At 57.3% G+C, this 17,700-nt stretch carries 18 protein-coding genes; 8 read left to right on the top strand and 10 right to left on the bottom strand.

The window, feature by feature from the left end:
- Window positions 1-6 precede the first annotated feature (6 nt).
- Complete coding sequence (locus tag AC4IBF_RS11865) at window positions 7-954, top strand: zinc-dependent alcohol dehydrogenase family protein (protein WP_325813402.1); 948 nt, start codon at window positions 7-9, stop codon at window positions 952-954.
- Between the two features lie 3 nt (window positions 955-957).
- Here the strand turns inward: AC4IBF_RS11865 and AC4IBF_RS11860 are convergent, their stop codons facing one another.
- Complete coding sequence (locus AC4IBF_RS11860) at window positions 958-1,992, bottom strand: AI-2E family transporter (RefSeq protein WP_111965717.1); 1,035 nt, start codon at window positions 1,990-1,992, stop codon at window positions 958-960.
- Window positions 1,993-2,125: 133 nt separating this feature from the next.
- On the opposite strand from AC4IBF_RS11860, the gene AC4IBF_RS11855 reads away from it, so the two are divergent.
- The 4 genes from AC4IBF_RS11855 to AC4IBF_RS11840 all read left to right on the top strand — a co-directional run bounded on the left by AC4IBF_RS11855 (window position 2,126) and on the right by AC4IBF_RS11840 (window position 5,338).
- Window positions 2,126-2,296, top strand: coding sequence for a protein YdgV (locus AC4IBF_RS11855; RefSeq protein WP_085930315.1), 171 nt, complete (start codon window positions 2,126-2,128; stop codon window positions 2,294-2,296).
- A 117-nt stretch (window positions 2,297-2,413) separates the two neighbouring features.
- Window positions 2,414-2,776 carry a multidrug/spermidine efflux SMR transporter subunit MdtJ gene (gene mdtJ, locus AC4IBF_RS11850; protein ID WP_029739354.1) on the top strand — a complete coding sequence of 121 codons (363 nt, stop codon included), beginning with the start codon at window positions 2,414-2,416 and terminating at the stop codon, window positions 2,774-2,776.
- Complete coding sequence (mdtI, locus tag AC4IBF_RS11845; protein ID WP_045910373.1) at window positions 2,763-3,092, top strand: multidrug/spermidine efflux SMR transporter subunit MdtI; 330 nt, start codon at window positions 2,763-2,765, stop codon at window positions 3,090-3,092. The genes mdtJ and mdtI overlap by 14 nt, the downstream gene beginning before the upstream one ends.
- 83 nt (window positions 3,093-3,175) lie before the next feature.
- Window positions 3,176-5,338 (top strand): bifunctional diguanylate cyclase/phosphodiesterase, encoded by a 2,163-nt coding sequence (locus AC4IBF_RS11840; protein WP_136194765.1) that lies wholly within the window; start codon window positions 3,176-3,178, stop codon window positions 5,336-5,338.
- 1 nt (window position 5,339) lies between these two features.
- On the opposite strand, the gene AC4IBF_RS11835 is transcribed toward AC4IBF_RS11840, so the two are convergent.
- From AC4IBF_RS11835 to puuD, 9 genes are all read right to left on the bottom strand, one after another.
- Entirely contained in the window at window positions 5,340-6,161 is an 822-nt protein-coding gene (locus tag AC4IBF_RS11835) for a trypsin-like serine peptidase (RefSeq protein ID WP_127730589.1), read from the bottom strand.
- Between the two features lie 103 nt (window positions 6,162-6,264).
- Entirely contained in the window at window positions 6,265-6,348 is an 84-nt protein-coding gene (gene ydgU / locus AC4IBF_RS11830; RefSeq protein ID WP_021241182.1) for a small membrane protein YdgU, read from the bottom strand.
- 92 nt (window positions 6,349-6,440) lie between these two features.
- Window positions 6,441-6,815, bottom strand: a complete 375-nt coding sequence (gene asr / locus AC4IBF_RS11825) for an acid resistance repetitive basic protein Asr (protein ID WP_032668244.1) — start codon at window positions 6,813-6,815, stop codon at window positions 6,441-6,443.
- Between the two features lie 230 nt (window positions 6,816-7,045).
- Window positions 7,046-8,533, bottom strand: a complete 1,488-nt coding sequence (locus tag AC4IBF_RS11820; RefSeq protein WP_136194766.1) for a carboxypeptidase M32 — start codon at window positions 8,531-8,533, stop codon at window positions 7,046-7,048.
- A gap of 151 nt (window positions 8,534-8,684) precedes the next feature.
- Window positions 8,685-9,956: a 4-aminobutyrate transaminase gene (gene puuE, locus AC4IBF_RS11815; protein WP_136194767.1), complete on the bottom strand. Its 1,272-nt coding sequence runs from the start codon at window positions 9,954-9,956 to the stop codon at window positions 8,685-8,687.
- 25 nt (window positions 9,957-9,981) lie between these two features.
- Window positions 9,982-11,262, bottom strand: a complete 1,281-nt coding sequence (locus tag AC4IBF_RS11810; protein WP_063621496.1) for an NAD(P)/FAD-dependent oxidoreductase — start codon at window positions 11,260-11,262, stop codon at window positions 9,982-9,984.
- Window positions 11,259-12,752: an aldehyde dehydrogenase PuuC gene (gene puuC / locus AC4IBF_RS11805; RefSeq protein WP_136194768.1), complete on the bottom strand. Its 1,494-nt coding sequence runs from the start codon at window positions 12,750-12,752 to the stop codon at window positions 11,259-11,261. Before puuC ends, AC4IBF_RS11810 begins: the two co-directional genes overlap by 4 nt.
- Before the next feature lie 157 nt (window positions 12,753-12,909).
- A complete protein-coding gene (gene puuR / locus AC4IBF_RS11800; RefSeq protein ID WP_111965724.1) occupies window positions 12,910-13,467 on the bottom strand; it encodes an HTH-type transcriptional regulator PuuR in 558 nt (185 codons plus the stop codon).
- Window positions 13,468-13,492: 25 nt separating this feature from the next.
- A complete protein-coding gene (gene puuD, locus AC4IBF_RS11795; protein WP_325849050.1) occupies window positions 13,493-14,257 on the bottom strand; it encodes a gamma-glutamyl-gamma-aminobutyrate hydrolase in 765 nt (254 codons plus the stop codon).
- A 214-nt stretch (window positions 14,258-14,471) separates the two neighbouring features.
- Between puuD and AC4IBF_RS11790 the strand changes: the two genes are divergently transcribed.
- From AC4IBF_RS11790 to AC4IBF_RS11780, 3 genes are all read left to right on the top strand, one after another.
- Window positions 14,472-15,890, top strand: a complete 1,419-nt coding sequence (locus AC4IBF_RS11790; protein ID WP_139963511.1) for a glutamine synthetase family protein — start codon at window positions 14,472-14,474, stop codon at window positions 15,888-15,890.
- A 171-nt stretch (window positions 15,891-16,061) separates the two neighbouring features.
- Window positions 16,062-16,256 (top strand): YmjE family protein, encoded by a 195-nt coding sequence (locus AC4IBF_RS11785; protein WP_023292583.1) that lies wholly within the window; start codon window positions 16,062-16,064, stop codon window positions 16,254-16,256.
- Complete coding sequence (locus AC4IBF_RS11780) at window positions 16,246-17,637, top strand: APC family permease (RefSeq protein ID WP_045284883.1); 1,392 nt, start codon at window positions 16,246-16,248, stop codon at window positions 17,635-17,637. The genes AC4IBF_RS11785 and AC4IBF_RS11780 overlap by 11 nt, the downstream gene beginning before the upstream one ends.
- Window positions 17,638-17,700: the final 63 nt, after the last annotated feature.

Here is a 17,700-nt window from a genome sequence, read left to right as displayed (position 1 = left end):
ATCGTAATGGAAAATCTGGCCCTCTGGTATCGCCGTTTTGGCGAGCCAGAAACCGTTCTGCAACCTGAAACCACGCCCCCGGGCGCGCTTGCGCCGGGACAGCTCCGCGTGCGGATGCTATTTTCTCCGGTGAACGCGTCCGATCTTATCCCCATCACCGGTGCCTATCGCCACCGAACCCCGTTACCGGCGGTCGCGGGGTATGAGGGTGTTGGGGTTGTCATCGAGGCGCCCGCCTCGTTTAAGCATCTTGTGGGTCAGCGAGTCCTGCCGCTGCGCGGTCAGGGAACCTGGCAGCGCTATGTTGATTGCCCGGCAGAGTATGCGATACCCGTTCCGGACACCGTCGCCGCACATCTGGCCGCACGGGCCTATATCAACCCGCTGGCGGCGCAGATGATGCTGACCCGCTACCCGCCTCGTGGAAAGCGGGTCTTGCTCACGGCTGCCGGATCGGATTGCGCCATTCTGCTGGGGCAGTGGGCGCGTCAGGCGGGGGCGGAAGCGGTGTATGGCATTCACCGTTCTGCCGTGCATGCTGAACGGCTGGAAGCGATGGGCATCACGCCTGTCGCGCAGCATGACGCAAACAGAATCGGCATCGTCGCCGCCCGTAGCGATATCGTCTACGATGCCACCGGCGGGCCGCTTGCGGAAGCGATCCTCAGCGTGATGCCCGAGCAGGGCATGTTTGTCTGCTACGGGCTGCTCTCCGGGCAAGCCTTCACACAGCGGCGGCCTGCGCCGCGCGTGACGTGGTTCCATATCCGAAACGGTCTGGATGCGCTCGGCGTTGAGGCGTGGCGCGCGGAGTTCGAGCGCATCTGGCGGATGTTGCCTGGCAGTGAGTACAGCGACGTTACGGTGTACCCGCTGGCGGAGTGGCAGAGGGCGCTCAGCGCTTATCGTGAAGGTGGAAGGACCCGCAAGCCCCTCCTGTCGATGGAGGACTGAGCGCTATTTATGGCTCATATCGCTCAGCAGCACGGCGATACTTTGCCCGCCTGCCGTCTGTTCCAGACCAATCTTGACGATGATGGTGAGTGGAACGGAGAGCAGCATCCCAACGGGCCCGAGCAGCCAGCCCCAGAAAATCAGGGACAAAAAGACCACCAGCGTGGAGAGCCCCAGGCCACGACCCATCATGCGTGGCTCAAGAATGTTACCGAACACAAGATTGATGACCAGGTATCCGGCAAGCAGGATCAGCGCGTCATAAAGCCCGCTGAAAACCAGCACCTGGAGGATAGGGGGGATCGCCGCCAGCACGGAGCCAATGTTGGGAATGTAGTTGAGCGCAAACGCCAGCAACCCCCAGACAAACGCAAAGCGAACGTCCAGCGCCAGAAGCATCAACCAGACGACAACGCCCGTCACCAGGCTAATGGCGGTTTTCAGCACCAGATAGCGGGAAACGCTGTCCAACGCGCGTTGAATCGCCCCCATTCCTTCGACCGGACGGACCATCATCTGCTGCAGCTTTGCTGGCAGCTGCGGCACCTCCAGCAGCATGAAAACCACCGTTAAAAACAGCAGGAAAATGGAGGTCATGGCATTGGAAAGCTGTGCCAGCAGGCTGGTGACGATCGTCATCGCCGCGTTGGGGTCGATATATTTCAGCAGTTCTTCCACCGAGACTTCGATACCCGCCCGCTGCAGCCAGGGCTCCAGCTGCAGCAGCGGTATTGCCAGCGAAGAGCGGTATTTTGGCAGCGTTCGCGCCAGTTCATTGAGCGAGGTACCCAGATAAGCCACCAGCAGTACCATCGCCACAATAATGATGCTGATAAGCAGCGTGATGGCCAGCACGCGCGGAATGCGTAGCCGCGTCATGCGCTGCACCAGCGGGTTGAGGATCACCGCAATAAACAGGGCCAGAATAAAGGGCACAATAATGTCGGCGGCGAAGCGCACGCCTGTCAATATGATCACCAGCATGCCCAGCATGATGACAATTTTTAACCCGTTCAGGGTAATGATGGGTTTAGCCATGGTGACTCCGAAATTTTCTTTATATTTATAATAAAGGTGAAAGGCTTTGCAATAAACTAACCAAAATCAAACGGAGTGGGTAAAGAATTGCAAAGACTTTGAGTAAAATCCTGGCTTATGGTACAAATTCGGTGTGTTTAACTACCGAGGACAATTTTCATCCGCAAAGACGAGAAGCAACAACGCGGATAATTGTAATTTTATGGACAATATGTTCAGGACGTACTCTTCAAACAATACTGCTGTATACTCCACTTCTTTCTGCCTGCTTTCTGGTGAGCAACACTGGCGCACCGCACTATAGTCATTTCTTCTGCCTGAGCTGGCGCTAAGCGCTTAGCTGTCTGATTTCAATTCGTATTTTTGGGTTTGCTGCACGCAGCGGGCCACGATGGATTATATTCTCAAGCAGGAGAAAAACATGTTTTACTGGATTTTATTAGCGCTGGCTATTATCGCTGAAATTACCGGCACGCTGTCTATGAAGTGGGCAAGCGTCAGCGATGGCAACACCGGTTTTATTTTGATGCTGGTGATGATTTCACTGTCTTATATTTTCCTCTCGTTTGCAGTGAAAAAAATTGCGCTGGGCGTCGCGTATGCCCTGTGGGAGGGGATCGGTATTTTGTTGATTACGCTGTTCAGCGTGCTGATATTTGACGAAACATTAACAACAATGAAGGTCGCCGGTTTAACGACGCTGGTCGCGGGTATTGTGCTGATTAAGTCCGGTACCCGTAAACCTGGCAAACAGCAGAAGGAGCAGAACCATGCAACAGTTTGAGTGGGTTCATGCTGCCTGGCTGGGGTTCGCCATCGTGCTTGAGATCCTGGCGAACGTTCTGCTGAAATTCTCCGATGGTTTTCGTCGTAAATTCTACGGCCTGATGTCGATTGCGGCGGTTCTGGGGGCGTTCAGCGCGCTGTCCCAGGCGGTAAAAGGTATCGATCTTTCGGTCGCCTATGCGTTATGGGGCGGTTTTGGTATCGCCGCCACGCTGGCTGCAGGCTGGGTGCTCTTCGGCCAGCGCTTAAATAACAAGGGCTGGATGGGGCTCATCCTGCTGCTTGCCGGCATGATCATGATAAAACTCGCCTGACAGTCCTCAATCCATGATTTACAGGCAGCGAAATTCGCTGCCTGTATTACGCTTAGAAAAGCAAAACATGAAGAGGATGGCTGATGTATCGCACATTAAGCTGGCGCAATATTCCCAATGCGAGAACGTTGTTTGCCATGGTCTTTATGGCGGGCATCGGCTTAATCATCTCCGTCGTCGCACTCCTCTATCTTTCCCTGAATCTTATCAGCACCAAAACCAATGAAATTGATGAACACCGCACGGCGCTTTCCGTGCAGGGGGCTCTTCAGACATCGGTTAACCGCGTCTCATCTCTGGTGCTTGACAACGCCGTCTGGGACGATGCTGTGCGGGAAGCCTACCGTCCCACGCTTAATACCGACTGGCTGTACGACACCTGGGGCACCGGCTTTAAAATTAATAACCTCTATGACGGCACCTTCGTGCTGGATGAACATTTCAACGTCCTCTGGGGATCGTTTAAAAGTCAGCCTTTTCAGGAGACGAATCTCGATTTTTTCGGTGAGGGGCTGAAAGCCCTTATTGCTCAGCACGCGCGCGCCTTATCAGGCGATAAAAATATTTATGCCGGGATCAGCAAAACGCGAAGCGGCGTCGCCTTTGTGGGCATTGGGCTGATTCGCCCAATGGTCGGAAGATTACAGGTTACCGACGGAACGCGCCGCTATCTGGTGATCACCCGTCATCTGAACGCCAGAATCTTATCCGACCTGGGGGCGACCTTTCAGATCGATAACCTTCACTTTACGCCAGATAAAGTTAACGAGATGAGTATGCCGCTGCGCAGTTCGGCTGGGGAGCTGCTGGGCTATCTGAACTGGCAGGCGCGGCTTCCGGGGGCGCAGGCCGCCCGGGCGGCATCCTCTGATATCACGCAGATTGTTGTGCTGGCATCGGCCCTGATCCTGCTCTTTATTCTGGTGAGCAGCGTGGGGCTGTACAAGCTTGCGCGAGGAGAAAGCCAGGCACGTCTGGTGGCCAGAACGGACTGGTTAAGCCATCTGCCGAACCGGCGAGCGCTTATCGAGGCGCTGGATCGGGTGAGCTTACGCGGAGATATCGACGTCAAAAGCGTGGTGTTTATCGATCTGGATGGTTTTAAAGATGTGAATGATATCTACGGCCACAGCGTGGGGGACGATCTCATCGTGGCGATTGCGAAAACGCTGAGTGAACGGGTGCCGCCGGGCGGGATGCTGGCCCGCATGGGCGGGGATGAGTTTGCCATGACAATCGGCGGTGATGATGCAGAGGCCCGAGCCACCGCGTTTGCCGTTTCGGTGCTGGATTTCCTCGCCACCCCGGTTCAGCTGGGGGAACGCACCATCCATATCGGGGCCAGCATCGGTATCGCCAGCGGAACTCTGATTGAATGCACCAGCTCAGAACTGTTTCGCCGCGCCGATATTGCCATGTATCACGCCAAAATGAGTGGAAAAGGGCGGATTACCCACTACGATGCGGAGCTGAACAGCGTCCGGGAACGCAAGCTGGCGATTGAAAATCAGATCCGTAGCGGTCTGGAGCGCGATGAGTTTGAGGTCTGGTATCAGCCGATCGTTGACGCCCGCACTCAGACGATGAGCAGCGTCGAAGCGTTGGTCCGCTGGCCGCGTCGCCCGGAAGGGCCGCTGGGCCCGGATACCTTCATCGCCATCGCGGAGACCAGCGGTCTGATTTACAAACTGGGCCAGTTTGTGTTGCAGCGCGCCTGTCAGGATCTCCAGCCATACGGTGACTTAAAGCTTTCCGTTAATATCTCTCCCGCGCAATTTCGCGATCCCGCCTTCGAAGACAAAGTGGCCAGCGTGCTGGAGAGTACCCGTTTCCCGGCCCACCGGCTGCAGCTTGAGGTAACGGAGAGCTATGTGCTGGAAAATCCGGATCGTGCCCGCATGGCAATAGCCAATCTTAAAGCGCTGGGTACCGCGGTGGCGCTGGATGACTTTGGCACCGGCTATTCCAGCATTGGCTATTTGCGGCGTTTTAACTTCGACACCATCAAGATCGATAAATCCCTGGCCGGGCTGGTGGACAACGATGAACAGGCAGCCGCGCTGGTGAGCGGCACGGTGCGGATCGCCAACGCGCTGGGGATGGCGGTGGTCGCCGAAGGGGTGGAAACCGAGAAGCAAATGAAACTGCTGCGGCTGGCTGGCTGCGATCAACTGCAGGGTTTTTGGTTCAGCCAGCCGATGCCGATTGAGTCAATCAGGGCACTGCATCAGGTCAGACGATGCTGATTTATTGCTGTGCCAGCGCTTCCAGCTTGTCGCGAAAACCGGTCACGGACAAGGCCCGGTTATCTGCGCGCCAGCGATCTTTCGCCGCCGGTGCAGAGCTCTGCACGCCAATCAACTGCCAGCCGTTATCTGTTTTCAGCATCAGCGGTGAACCACTGTCACCCGGCAACGTATCGCACTGGTGCGAAAGTACGCTGTTTTGCGCCCAGCCCGTCACAATACAGTCGGTGTGGGTGTAAAGCGTATCCAGATGGTCGACAGGATAGCCGGACTGCGTCACCTTTCGGTCAGCGGCTTTCAGGGCGGCGGTGAGTGCGTCTTTGTCGCCGTCAAATAACGGCAGCGGCGTAATGCCGGAAGGGGGGTAGCGTAAAACGATCAGGCCAAAGTCCCATGAGGCGGCCGCCGGTGGCACGATCCAGCCGTCACCATCCGGCTTCAGGCGTTTGCCGAGAGACGGATCGACACGGCCTTCAATACCGTGGATTTCATAGCGCCAGGTCCCTTTTTGCGACACAAACCGCAAGGCCACCGCTTTATCCGGCTTGCCGTTTGGCGGCGTTAACAGACAGTGGCCTGCCGTCAGGGCAAGCTGAGGGGTGATCAACGTCGCAGTACATAAGTTACCGCTGGCGGTTTCCAGTTGACCTATAGCATCCCAGGGCGCCTGGGTGGGATCGGTGACGCGCGTGCGGTCGTCATGATTGAAAAAAAGCGTCTTGAGCTCTTTCGCGCTAATGGTGTCATCACCGCCATCATCCGCATGTGAGAATCCAGAAAAAAGACCAAACGTTCCCAGTAACAACACAACAGATTTACGCATATCTCACTCTGGTGGGGGGTAATTATGATTATTAAAAGTGAACCCTATGAAAATACTATAGACGGGACAGCGCTAAAGTGGGAGTAAAATCAGCGTGCTACAATCAGGAAAGATAAAAATGGCTGGCAATGAGCGCGCATAAAATAAGCAGGATCAGAATCAGCTCAAACCGATAGCGTCGCAGCATACGCCCTCCGGATAAAAAAAACGGCGCGGAACCTGTCCGGTTCAGCGCCGGTTTACCAACGTGCCCCGAAGGGCACGGTTAAGCTTGTACTCTTACGCAGCTGGCTGTGCAGCTGGTTTAGCAGCTTCGTGTTTTACTGCTTTTTTGTGATGCTTTTTAGCAGCCTGAGCTTTCTGTTCTACAGCCGGTTTGGTCGCTTTTTTGTGATGCTTTTTAGCAGCCTGAGCTTTCTGTTCTACAGCCGGTTTGGTCGCTTTTTTGTGGTGCTTTTTAGCAGCCTGAGCTTTCTGCTCTACAGCCGGTTTAGCGGCTTTATGATGTTTCTTGTGATGGACAGTTTTTGCTGGCGCCGCGGTGGTCGTTGCAGCAGGTGCCGCAGCAGCCGGTGCAGCAGTGGTTTCAGCAGCGAACGCAGCAGAAGACAGACCCATAGCAGCGGCAACAACCAGAGCTAATACTTTTTTCATGTTCATACCCTCGAATTTGGTTTTTCATTTAACCCCACTGCGGGGCCGTTGAAATAACTATATCCCTGTAAATTCGGGGTTTCCGTGAGTGATTGGTATCGGCGTGTAACCATATGTACATTGCTGGGGTCCTGCACAGACGGCTCCCTCTCCCATGAGGGGGCACGGGCTGGGGTGAGGGGGAACATACGGCTCTTTTACCTGAGGTCCCTCACCCCCGGCCAAACAGATTACAAATAACGGGAGGTCAGATGCTCGCGGAAGTAACGAATATTCAGATCTTCACCCGTCGCCTGGGTGATTAGCTGCGACGTGCTGAAGCGACTGCCGTGCTGCCAGATGTTCTGACGCAGCCAGTCAAAGAGTGCGGAAAAATCACCCTCAGCGATGGAGGCCTGCAGACCCGGAAGCGCCGTTTTTGCGGCGTGGAACAGCTGTGCGGCATACATGGCCCCCAGCGTGTACGACGGGAAGTAGCCAAAACCGCCGTCGGTCCAGTGGATATCCTGCATGCAGCCGTTGCGGTAGTTGTCTTTGGTGGACAACCCGAGCCAGGCCTGCATTTTCTCGTCCCACAGGGCGGGAATATCGTCCACTTCAATCTCGCCGTTGATCAGCGCCCGCTCAATCTCATAGCGCAGCACCACGTGTGCCGGGTAGCTCACTTCGTCCGCATCGACGCGGATATAGCCCGGCTTCACGCGCTGGTTCCAGGCAATAAAGTTCTCTTCGCTGAACGCCGCCTGGCTGCCAAAACGGGCGTGTACCGCGGGGAGGAGATACCTGAGGAAAGCTTCACTGCGCCCCAGCTGCATCTCAAAGAACAGGCTCTGCGATTCATGGATCGCGGTTGAGCGGGCCAGCGCAATCGGCTGTCCTGCCCACGCGTGCGGCAGGTTTTGTTCGTAGCGCGCGTGTCCGGTTTCGTGGATCACGCCAAACAGCGCGCTGAGCAGTTCATCCTCGTCGTAGCGCGTGGTGATGCGCACGTCTTCCGGTACGCCGCCGCAGAAGGGGTGCGCACTCACGTCGAGGCGACCGCCGTTAAAATCGAAGCCGAGCATCTTCATGGCCTCCAGGCCCAGCTCACGCTGTGTTGCCGTCGGGAAGGGGCCCTGCGGGGGAATAAACGACCGCTGAGCCTGTTTTTCCACCACGCTTGCCAGCAGGTCCGGTAGCCAGGACTTCATGTCGCCGAACAGAACGTCCAGACGCGCGCTGGTCATGTCGGGTTCAAAAATGTCCAGCAGCGCGTCGTAAGGCGTACAGCCTTTTGCTTCAGCCCGCAGGCGAGCCTCTTCGCGGCTGAGTTTAACCACCTCTTTCAGGTTGGCGGAAAAGCCCTGCCAGTCGTTGGCGGGGCGCTGAGTACGCCAGGCGTGTTCACACCTGCTGCCCGCCAGGGATTTGGCTTCCACCAGCGATTCCGGCAGCAGGGTCGCCTGCTGGTAGTGGCGCGTCATTTCGCGCAGGTTGGCCTGTTCGACGTCATTCAGATCTTCTCCTGCCGCCGCCGCTAACAGGTCGCCGACTTTTTTATCGGTCAGGAGCTGGTGCTGCAGGACGCTCATCTCTGCCAGCGCCTCGCCGCGCGCGGCGCTGCCGCCGGGCGGCATCATGGTGAACATGTCCCAGCTGGCGATGGAGGAGAGGTGCGAGAAGCGAGAGAGACGCTGGAAGGTTTTCACAAGTGACTGATAGGCTGATGTTTTTTGCAATTCTTATTTCCTCATGCCGGGGATGTGTTTCAGGGAGCATACAATGAAACCGAGCAAATTCCCCAACATTTCCCACACGGAGGAAATCTGTGCCGATCTCCTCCGTAGAAAACCGTCCCCGGCATTCCGGGATACGGTTTTCGGTGGGCACTCAGGACTTATCGCACATAACCTGTTGCAGGATCGCCAGCGCCTGGTTGAACTGGGCATCCGGAATGGTCAGCGGATAAAGGAAGCGGATCACGTTGCCGTACTGGCCGCAGATCAATAACAGCAGGCCCTGGGCGAGGGCCTTTTGCTGGATCGCCTGCGCGATGGCGGCCGACGGTTCACGGCTCTCGGGATCAAAAAACTCCGCCGCGATCATCGATCCTCTTCCCCTTATCGCCACGAGCGCAGGGAAGGTGCCCTGAATCTCCTCCAGCGTGGCTTTCAGCCGATCGCCAAGCTGACGGGCGCGCGCGCACAGCGACTCGTTGTCGATAATCTTCAGCACCGCGTGCGCGGCGGCCACCGCAAGCGGGTTGCCGGCATAGGTCCCCCCCAGACCGCCGGGAGCCGGCGCGTCCATGATTTCGGCGCGGCCCACCACGCCGGACAGCGGCATTCCGCCTGCCAGGCTTTTAGCCATCGTCATCAGGTCGGGTTTGTCCGCGTAGTGTTCCATCGCAAACAGCTTACCCGTTCGGGCGAAGCCGCTCTGCACTTCGTCGGCAATCATCACGATCCCGTGCTCATCACAGATACGACGGATGGCGGCCACCAGCTCTGGCGGGGCGACGTTGAATCCGCCTTCACCCTGAATGGGTTCAAAAATGATCGCCGCCACCTGTTTCGCCTCAATATCCGCTTTGAACAGGCGTTCTATTGCCGTGATGGCATCCTGCGTCGTGATGCCGTGCAGCTCGGAGGGATACGGCACGTGATAAACCGACCCCGGGAAGGGGCCAAATCCCAACTTGTAAGGCGCAACCTTGCCGGTTAAGGCCATGGTCATATAGGTTCGGCCGTGAAACCCTCCCCCGAAGGCAATCACGCCCGGTCTGCCGGTGTGGGCCCGGGCGATTTTAATGGCATTTTCCACCGCTTCCGCGCCCGTTGTGAAGAACGCCGTTTTGGCCGGGCTCTGCACCGGGGCCAGCTCGTTAAGCTTTTCGGCTAATGAAACGTAGCTTTCATACGGCACAATCTGGTAGGCCGTGTGGGTGAACTGGTGAAGCTGTTTTTCCACTGCGGCCACCAGTTCAGGATGGCGATGGCCGGTGTTCAGTACCGCGATCCCGGCGGCGAAATCAATATAGTCGTTGCCTTCCACGTCGGTAAGCGTGGCATTCTCCGCCGAGCGGGCAAAGAAATTACACATTACGCCAACGCCGCGCGGGGTGGCAGAAAGTCTGCGCTGATGAAATTCCTGGTTACTCATGTCAGATACCCTTTTGTCGAAACGATCATACGCCAAGACGATCGCGCAGGCTGTAGTACGCCGCGCCCATCGCCGTAAATGGAATCCGCAGGCTGCGGCCGCCCGGGAAGGGGTAGTGCGGGAGGTTAGCAAACGCATCAAAGCGCTCTGCGTCACCGCGCAACAGTTCCGAGATCAGCCGTCCGGCCAGGTGGGTGCAGGTCACGCCGTGGCCGCTGTAGCCCTGCATGTAATAGATGTTTTTATCCAGACGACCAAACTGCGGCATACGGGACAGGGTCAGCAGGAAGTTGCCCGTCCAGCGGTAGTCGATTTTGACGCCCGCCAGCTGAGGGAAAGTTTTGAGCAGCTTTGGCATTACCAGGCGCTCGACATCGTCCGGATCGCGCGCGCCATACACTACGCCACCGCCGTACAGCAGGCGGTTGTCGGCGGTGAGACGGTAGTAATCCAGCAGGTAGTTACAATCTTCCACGCAGTAGTTATTGGGGATCAGCGTGCGGGCGACCTCTTCCGGCAGCGGGGCGGTGGTTACAACCTGGGTGCCGCAGGGCATGCTGCGTTTTGCCAGTTCCGGTTCGATCTTATCGCCGAGATAGGCATTCCCGGCGACGATCACGTAGCGGGCCGTGACCTGGCCATGCTGCGTGCTCACCACGGCCGGGCTGGTGTGCTGAATGGCGGTCACCGGGGACTGTTCATATACACGCCCGCCGTTCAGGCGAATGGCGTCCGCTTCGCCGATCGCCAGGTTCAGCGGATGAATGTGCCCACCGCTGCGGTCCAGCAGCGCGCCGGTATAGCGTTCGCTGTCGACTTCCCGGCGAATGGCGCTGGCGTCCAGCAGCTCCAGCTGCGTGTTGCCGTAGCGTTCCCAGTTGGCTTTTTGCTCCTCCAGCGTCTCCAGCTGCTTATGGTTAAGCGCCACAAACAGCCCGCCGGGACGATAGTCGCACTGGATCTGATAGCGCTGGATGCGTTCCCGGATGATTTCCCCGCCTTCAAACATCATGCTCCCGAGCATTCTGGCGGCATCGGGCCCGTAGTTTTTCTCGATCACGTCGATATCGCGGCTGTAGGAGTTAACCAGCTGGCCGCCGTTGCGTCCGCTGGCGCCGAAGCCGATGCGCGCCCCTTCAAGGAGCACCACGTCATAGCCCATTTCGGCGAGATGCAGCGCGGAGGAGAGGCCGGTATAGCCGCCGCCCACCACGCACACGTCACAGCTGATCGACTCGTTAAGCGTCGGGAAAGGTTCGTAAGCGTTCGCGCTGGCCGCGTAGTAGCTGGTGGTATGTTCGGTCATGATTGAGGCTCCAGGGCAATCCAGATGGTTTTCAGTTCGGTAAATTTTTCCAGCGCGTGCAGGGACTTATCGCGACCGTTGCCGCTCTGCTTATAGCCGCCAAAGGGAACGGTCATATCACCGTCGTTATAGTTATTGACGAAGACCGAGCCGGCCTTCAGGCGGCGGCTCATGCGGTGCGCGCGGGAAAGATCGCGGGTCCATACCGCTGCGCCAAGCCCGTATTCACTGTCGTTGGCCAGCGCTAAGGCTTCCTCTTCGGATTTAAAACGGGTGACGACCAGCACCGGCCCGAAAATTTCTTCCCGGCACAGCGGGGAGGCGGGGTCGATGTCGACAAAAATGGTTGGACCGACAGCGGAAGGCCATGATTGTTCCCGCCCGTCCAGCAGAAGCGTGCCTTTCCGGGTTCCCTCGCGAATGAACGTGTGGACGGTATCGGCGTGCGCAGCGTCGATGAGCATGCCCATCGTGCTGTCCGGGTCGAGCGGATCGCCCGGCTGCCAGTGACGAGCCTGCGCTTTTAGCCTGGCCAGGAACTCATCGGCGATGCTGTCTTCGAGCAGCAGACGGGTACCGGCGATACAGACTTGCCCCTGGTTATAAAAAATCCCGGCGGCGGTCGCGCTCACGGCCTTGTCCAGGTCCGGACAGTCGGCAAAGATAATGTTGGCGCTTTTGCCGCCCGCCTCCAGCCAGACGCGCTTCATGTTGCTTTCTCCCGCGTCCTTCAATAGCTGCTTGCCGGTACGGGTAGAGCCGGTAAACGTCAGCACCTCGACCTCCGGATGCAATGCCAGCGCCTGGCCCGCTTCGTGGCCGTAACCGCTTATCACGTTCAGCACGCCGTCAGGCAGGCCCGCCTCTTTCGCCAGTCCGGCCAGCCGCAGGGCGGTGAGGGGCGATTTCTCCGACGGTTTCAGTATCACGCTATTACCCGCGATCAGCGCCGGGCCCAGCTTCCAGCAGGCCAGCAGCAGCGGGAAGTTCCAGGGGACGATGGCCGCGACAACCCCGATGGGTTCGCGCACGATCATCGCCAGCTCGCCCGGACCCGTAGGCGCCACTTCGCCGTAGACTTTATCCGCCGCTTCGGCGTACCAGCGAATGGCGCGCGCCGCGCCGGGAATATCGTCGCGCAGGCTGTGGCGGATGGGTTTACCGGTGTCCAGCGTTTCCAGTAGGGCCAGCTCTTCGCTATGGCGATCCATTAAATCGGCGAGCGTATTTAGCACGGCCTTGCGCTGCGCCGGAGACGCCTGCGACCAGTCACCGCGCTCAAATACCTCACGCGCGGCCTGAACCGCGCGGTCCACGTCCGCCTGCTTGCCCCGGGCGACGTTCGCCAGCGTCTGCTGGGTCGCGGGATTGACGGTTGCAAACGTGGTGTTATCGGCGGCGTCACAATAGGCGCCGTTAATAAATAACCGGGTCTCAATGACGCTGTTTTTTGCTTTATCCTGCCAGTAAGTCAGGTGCTGAAAATGCATATTCACTCCTTTCTTTCGCAATCAGATAAATAAAGGCATGGCCGTTTCAGGCAATACGAAGCCGTGGGGCATTCCGGGAATTAACCCGTTAAATGCCGACAGCGATCGTTTTTATATTTCCCGGCGTAAGCGCGCTTACGCCGGGACTGAGTGGTAATTAGAACGTGGTGGGGGTGTGGGCACTGATAATGCGGCAGACGCCTGCCGAGGTGTTGCTGAAGCTGTGCGGTATGCCGGTATTGATGGCATAGCTTTGCCCCGCAACCAGGTGATATTGCTGGCCATTAATGGTCAACAATATTTCACCTTCCAGTATCGTACCGATCTCCTCACCCTGGTGTTTGATCCTCTCTCCGGTCGTGGTTCCAGGCTGGTAAGTTTCAAAAATCATCGCCAGCGTACGGTTCGGATTTCCGTTATGAACCAGCTTCATCGAAACCCCCTGACTGCCTATTTCGATAAGGTCTTCCTGATTAATAACCACCTGCGGTTCATCAGGTTTTTCCGGTTCCGAAAAGAATTCCGAGAGCGACAGCCCATAAACTTTCAGCAGCTTTTGCAGCGTACTGATAGCAGGACTGACTTTGTCCTGCTCAATGGTGCTGATGGCACTGTGTGTTAACCCAGACAGTTCGGCGGCACGCCGCTGCGAGAGACCCAGCTGCTGGCGGATCTCAGACAGACGTTTCCCTGGCGCCAGTCCGTCATCGCTCATAGTTGCATTTCCTTTACGGTAGTGGTCAAAGCCGCTGCTTCTCGGCAATGTGGCTTTGACAGGCGGTGATAAAACCTTCAAACAACATACGGGACAGGGCGTACTCGCTGCTGTTCCATTCGGGGTGCCATTGCACGCCGAGGGCAAAAGGGTGGTCATGAACGCTGACCGCCTCGACCAGCCCATCCGTCGAACGGGCCTCCACGCGAAGCCGTGCTCCTAACGTTCGTGCACCTTGCCCGTGTAACGAGTTTACCCAAAATGTGTTACAGCCTGGTATTAATTGAGACAGCAGTCCTCCCTCCTGAACCTGAACTTCATGAGACGGAGCGTATTGTAGCTCAACCGGCAGTTCAGGATCTTCCCGGTGCTCGAGCAGGTCGTTCTGCTCGAACAGGCGGCGATACAGCGTCCCCCCCGTCGCAACAACCAGCTCCTGCAGCCCCCGGCAGATGGCGAAAATGGGGATGTGCCTTTCGAGCGCGGCGGCAATCAGCGCCATACTCAGAAGATCTCGCCCGGGATCGGCGTTAGGCTCATCGCCGTTTTCACCATAAAGGTGCGGCTGCACGTTACTTGGGCTGCCCGGCAGGTAAATCCCGTCCAGGGTTGGCAGCAGAGCGGTGAGCAGCTCTGGCTCTGCCAGCGCATGCGGTAAGGCAATCGGTAAACCCCCCGCGTTAATGATGGCGTTCAGGTACTTTTCTTGCAGGGTCTGGGTCTCATGACCCTTAAGCCTGTTTCTACACATCACCACGCCAATAACTGGCTTGTTCATTATATTTTCCATGATCGCCCTCACAAAGTGGACTAAATTTAGGCCATTATCGCCTGCAAAACGGCCTTTTCGTTCAATATTTTCTCAATCTAGCAACGGGATCTGCCTTTTGCAAACTTAATTTAACATTTGACAAACAATTTATTTGCATACAGATTCGATAGGGTGGTCATTATATTTGACAGTCCAGAGCAGCGAACGCAAATCCCAAAAACGGTGGTAAATCATGGAAACCAATATCGTAGAAGTTGAGAACTTTGTGCAGCACACGGATGAGAGGCGGGGCAGCGCCTTTACGCTGGAAGTGAAGCGCTATTTAGAAAAGTATCCTGACACCCAGTTTATTGATGTCCTCCTGACCGACCTGAACGGCTGTTTTCGCGGCAAACGCATCCCGGTTGCCGGACTGAGCAAACTTGAAAAAGGCTGCTATTTCCCGGCATCGGTTTTCGCCATGGACATTTTGGGTAACGTCGTGGAAGAGGCGGGCCTGGGACAGGAGCTCGGCGAGCCGGACTGTATCTGCGTGCCGGTACCGGGCACCCTGACGCCGTCCGCCGCCGACCCGGAATACATTGGTCAGGTGCAGCTCACCATGGTCGATGAAGATGGCGCTCCCTTTGACGTTGAGCCGCGGAACGTACTCAACCGACTCTGGCAGCAGCTGCGCCAGCGCGGCCTGTTCCCCGTGGTAGCGGTAGAGCTGGAGTTCTATTTACTTGACCGTAAACGCGATGCCGACGGCTATCTGCAGCCACCCTGCGCGCCGGGCACCGACGTGCGCAACACGCAGAGTCAGGTCTACTCGGTTGATAATCTGAACCACTTTGCTGACGTGCTGAACGACATTGACGAACTGGCGCAGCTGCAGCTGATCCCCGCCGACGGGGCAGTGGCTGAGGCCTCTCCGGGCCAGTTTGAGATAAACCTGCACCATACGGAAAACGTGCTCGATGCCTGCGATGATGCGCTGGCGCTAAAACGTCTCGTCAGGCAGATGGCAGAAAAACATAAGATGCACGCCACGTTTATGGCAAAGCCGTATGAAGAACATGCGGGCAGCGGGATGCACATCCATATCAGCATGCAAAACAACCGAGGCGAAAACGTGCTCGCAGACGCCAGCGGCGAGGATTCCGCGCTGCTGAAACGCGCGCTGGCCGGGATGATCGACCTGATGCCTGCGTCCATGGCGCTGCTGGCACCGAACGTCAACTCCTACCGCCGTTTCCAGCCGGGAATGTACGTGCCGACGCAGGCGTCATGGGGACACAATAATCGCACCGTTGCCCTGCGTATCCCCTGCGGCGATCGCCATAACCATCGGGTCGAGTATCGGGTAGCGGGCGCTGACGCGAATCCGTATCTGGTGATGGCGGCGATTTTTGCCGGCATTTTACATGGCCTGGATAACGATTTACCGCTGCAGGAAGAAGTGGAAGGCAATGGTCTGGAGCAGGACGGACTGCCGTTCCCGATCCGTCAGAGCGATGCGCTGTGGGAATTTATGCAAAACGATAGCCTGCGCGAGCGGCTGGGCGAACGCTTCTGCCACGTCTATCACGCCTGCAAAAACGATGAATTACTGCAGTTTGAACGCCTGATTACCGAAACGGAAATTGAGTGGATGCTGAAAAACGCCTGATGACGTGCCCCGGTAAGGGGCCGCTTTGTTTCATCTCATACGTAATACCAAACGGCCTGCGCGGAGCCTGGCCTAACTGTTTGCTGGCACGCCAGCTATCTCCCGGGAGTCGCGTTATGGAGCGCAGGCGGCACAGGGATTTTCTTAACGACACTGTGTGACGAGGTAGGAATGATGCAGATGTTCAACTATCCGCAGGGCGAAGGGGGCCAGTCAGGCGCCTGCTGTGAGTGCGAGCCAGAGACGGTGCGCTGGTACGATCGCGTGTGTTCTTTACAACTTCCCCCTTTGCTAAGCAGGTTTGCGTTAAGGACAGCGCGATTGCAAACCACGGTAAGCATGGGGGGGACGGTTTATGGCGACTAACACCTCTCTTGACTCGCCGGGCATGGCCGGAAGAACCCGGCTGCGCAGTTCCCTCAAGCTCTGGCAGGTGGTCATGATGGGGCTGGCTTATCTCACCCCCATGACCGTGTTTGATACCTTCGGCATTGTGTCCGGTATCAGCAACGGCCACGTGCCCGCCTCGTATCTCCTGGCGCTGGCTGGCGTCATGTTTACCGCCATCAGCTACGGTAAACTGGTACGACAGTTCCCGGAAGCAGGCTCTGCGTATACCTACACGCAGAAATCGATCGGACCCCACTTAGGCTTTATGGTCGGCTGGTCATCGCTGCTGGATTATCTCTTCCTGCCGATGATCAACGTGCTGCTGGCGAAGATCTACCTTTCCGCGTTGTTCCCTGAAGTCCCGCCGTGGGTTTGGGTGGTGGGGTTTGTAACGATCCTGACGCTGGCGAACCTCAAGAGTGTGAATCTGGTCGCCAACTTTAACACCCTGTTTGTGCTGGTGCAGATCGCCATCATGGTGGTGTTTGTCATACTCGTGGTGCACGGTCTGCACAAGGGGGAGGGCGTCGGCACCGTCTGGTCGCTCCAGCCGTTTATCAGCGAGAACGCACACCTGATCCCGATTATTACCGGCGCGACTATCGTCTGCTTCTCTTTCCTCGGCTTTGACGCGGTCACCACGCTGTCGGAAGAGACGCCAAACGCGGCGCGGGTGATCCCCAAAGCGATTTTCCTCACCGCTCTGTATGGCGGGCTGATATTCATTGTTGCCTCGTTTTTCATGCAACTCTTTTTTCCGACGATCGCGCGCTTCAAGAACCCGGACGCCGCGCTGCCGGAAATAGCGCTGTACGTGGGCGGCAAGCTCTTCCAGTCGGTGTTTCTGTGTACCACGTTTGTGAATACGCTCGCTTCAGGCCTGGCCTCGCACGCCAGCGTCTCGCGCTTACTGTATGTGATGGGGCGTGACAACGTGTTTCCGGAGCGGGTGTTTGGCTACGTGCATCCGAAATGGCGTACGCCGGCCCTGAACGTCATTATGGTTGGGATAGTGGCGCTGTCGGCCCTGTACTTCGATCTCGTGACCGCGACGGCGCTGATCAATTTTGGCGCGCTGGTGGCGTTTACGTTTGTTAATCTCTCGGTGTACAACCATTTCTGGCGGCGTAAGGGGCTGAACAAAACGTGGAAAGATCGTTTCCACTATCTCCTGCTGCCGCTCATCGGTGCCGTCACGGTCGGCGTGCTGTGGATAAACCTCGAAGCGACGTCCCTGACGCTTGGCCTCATCTGGGCGGCACTGGGGATCCTTTACCTGACGTGGCTCACGCGCCGTTTCCGAAAACCGCCTCCGCAGTTTGAAGCCGGTAAGATAGAGCAGGCCTGGGATTCCTGAACGTGAAACGGCACCAGTACGCTGGTGCCGTTTTTGTGGATGGAGCGTCTTAACGGACATCAG

This window comes from Enterobacter sp. Taxon_8, from assembly GCF_058354585.1.
The sequence above is the reverse complement of the archived record's forward strand: the minus strand, read 5'-3'. Positions and strand labels throughout refer to the sequence as shown.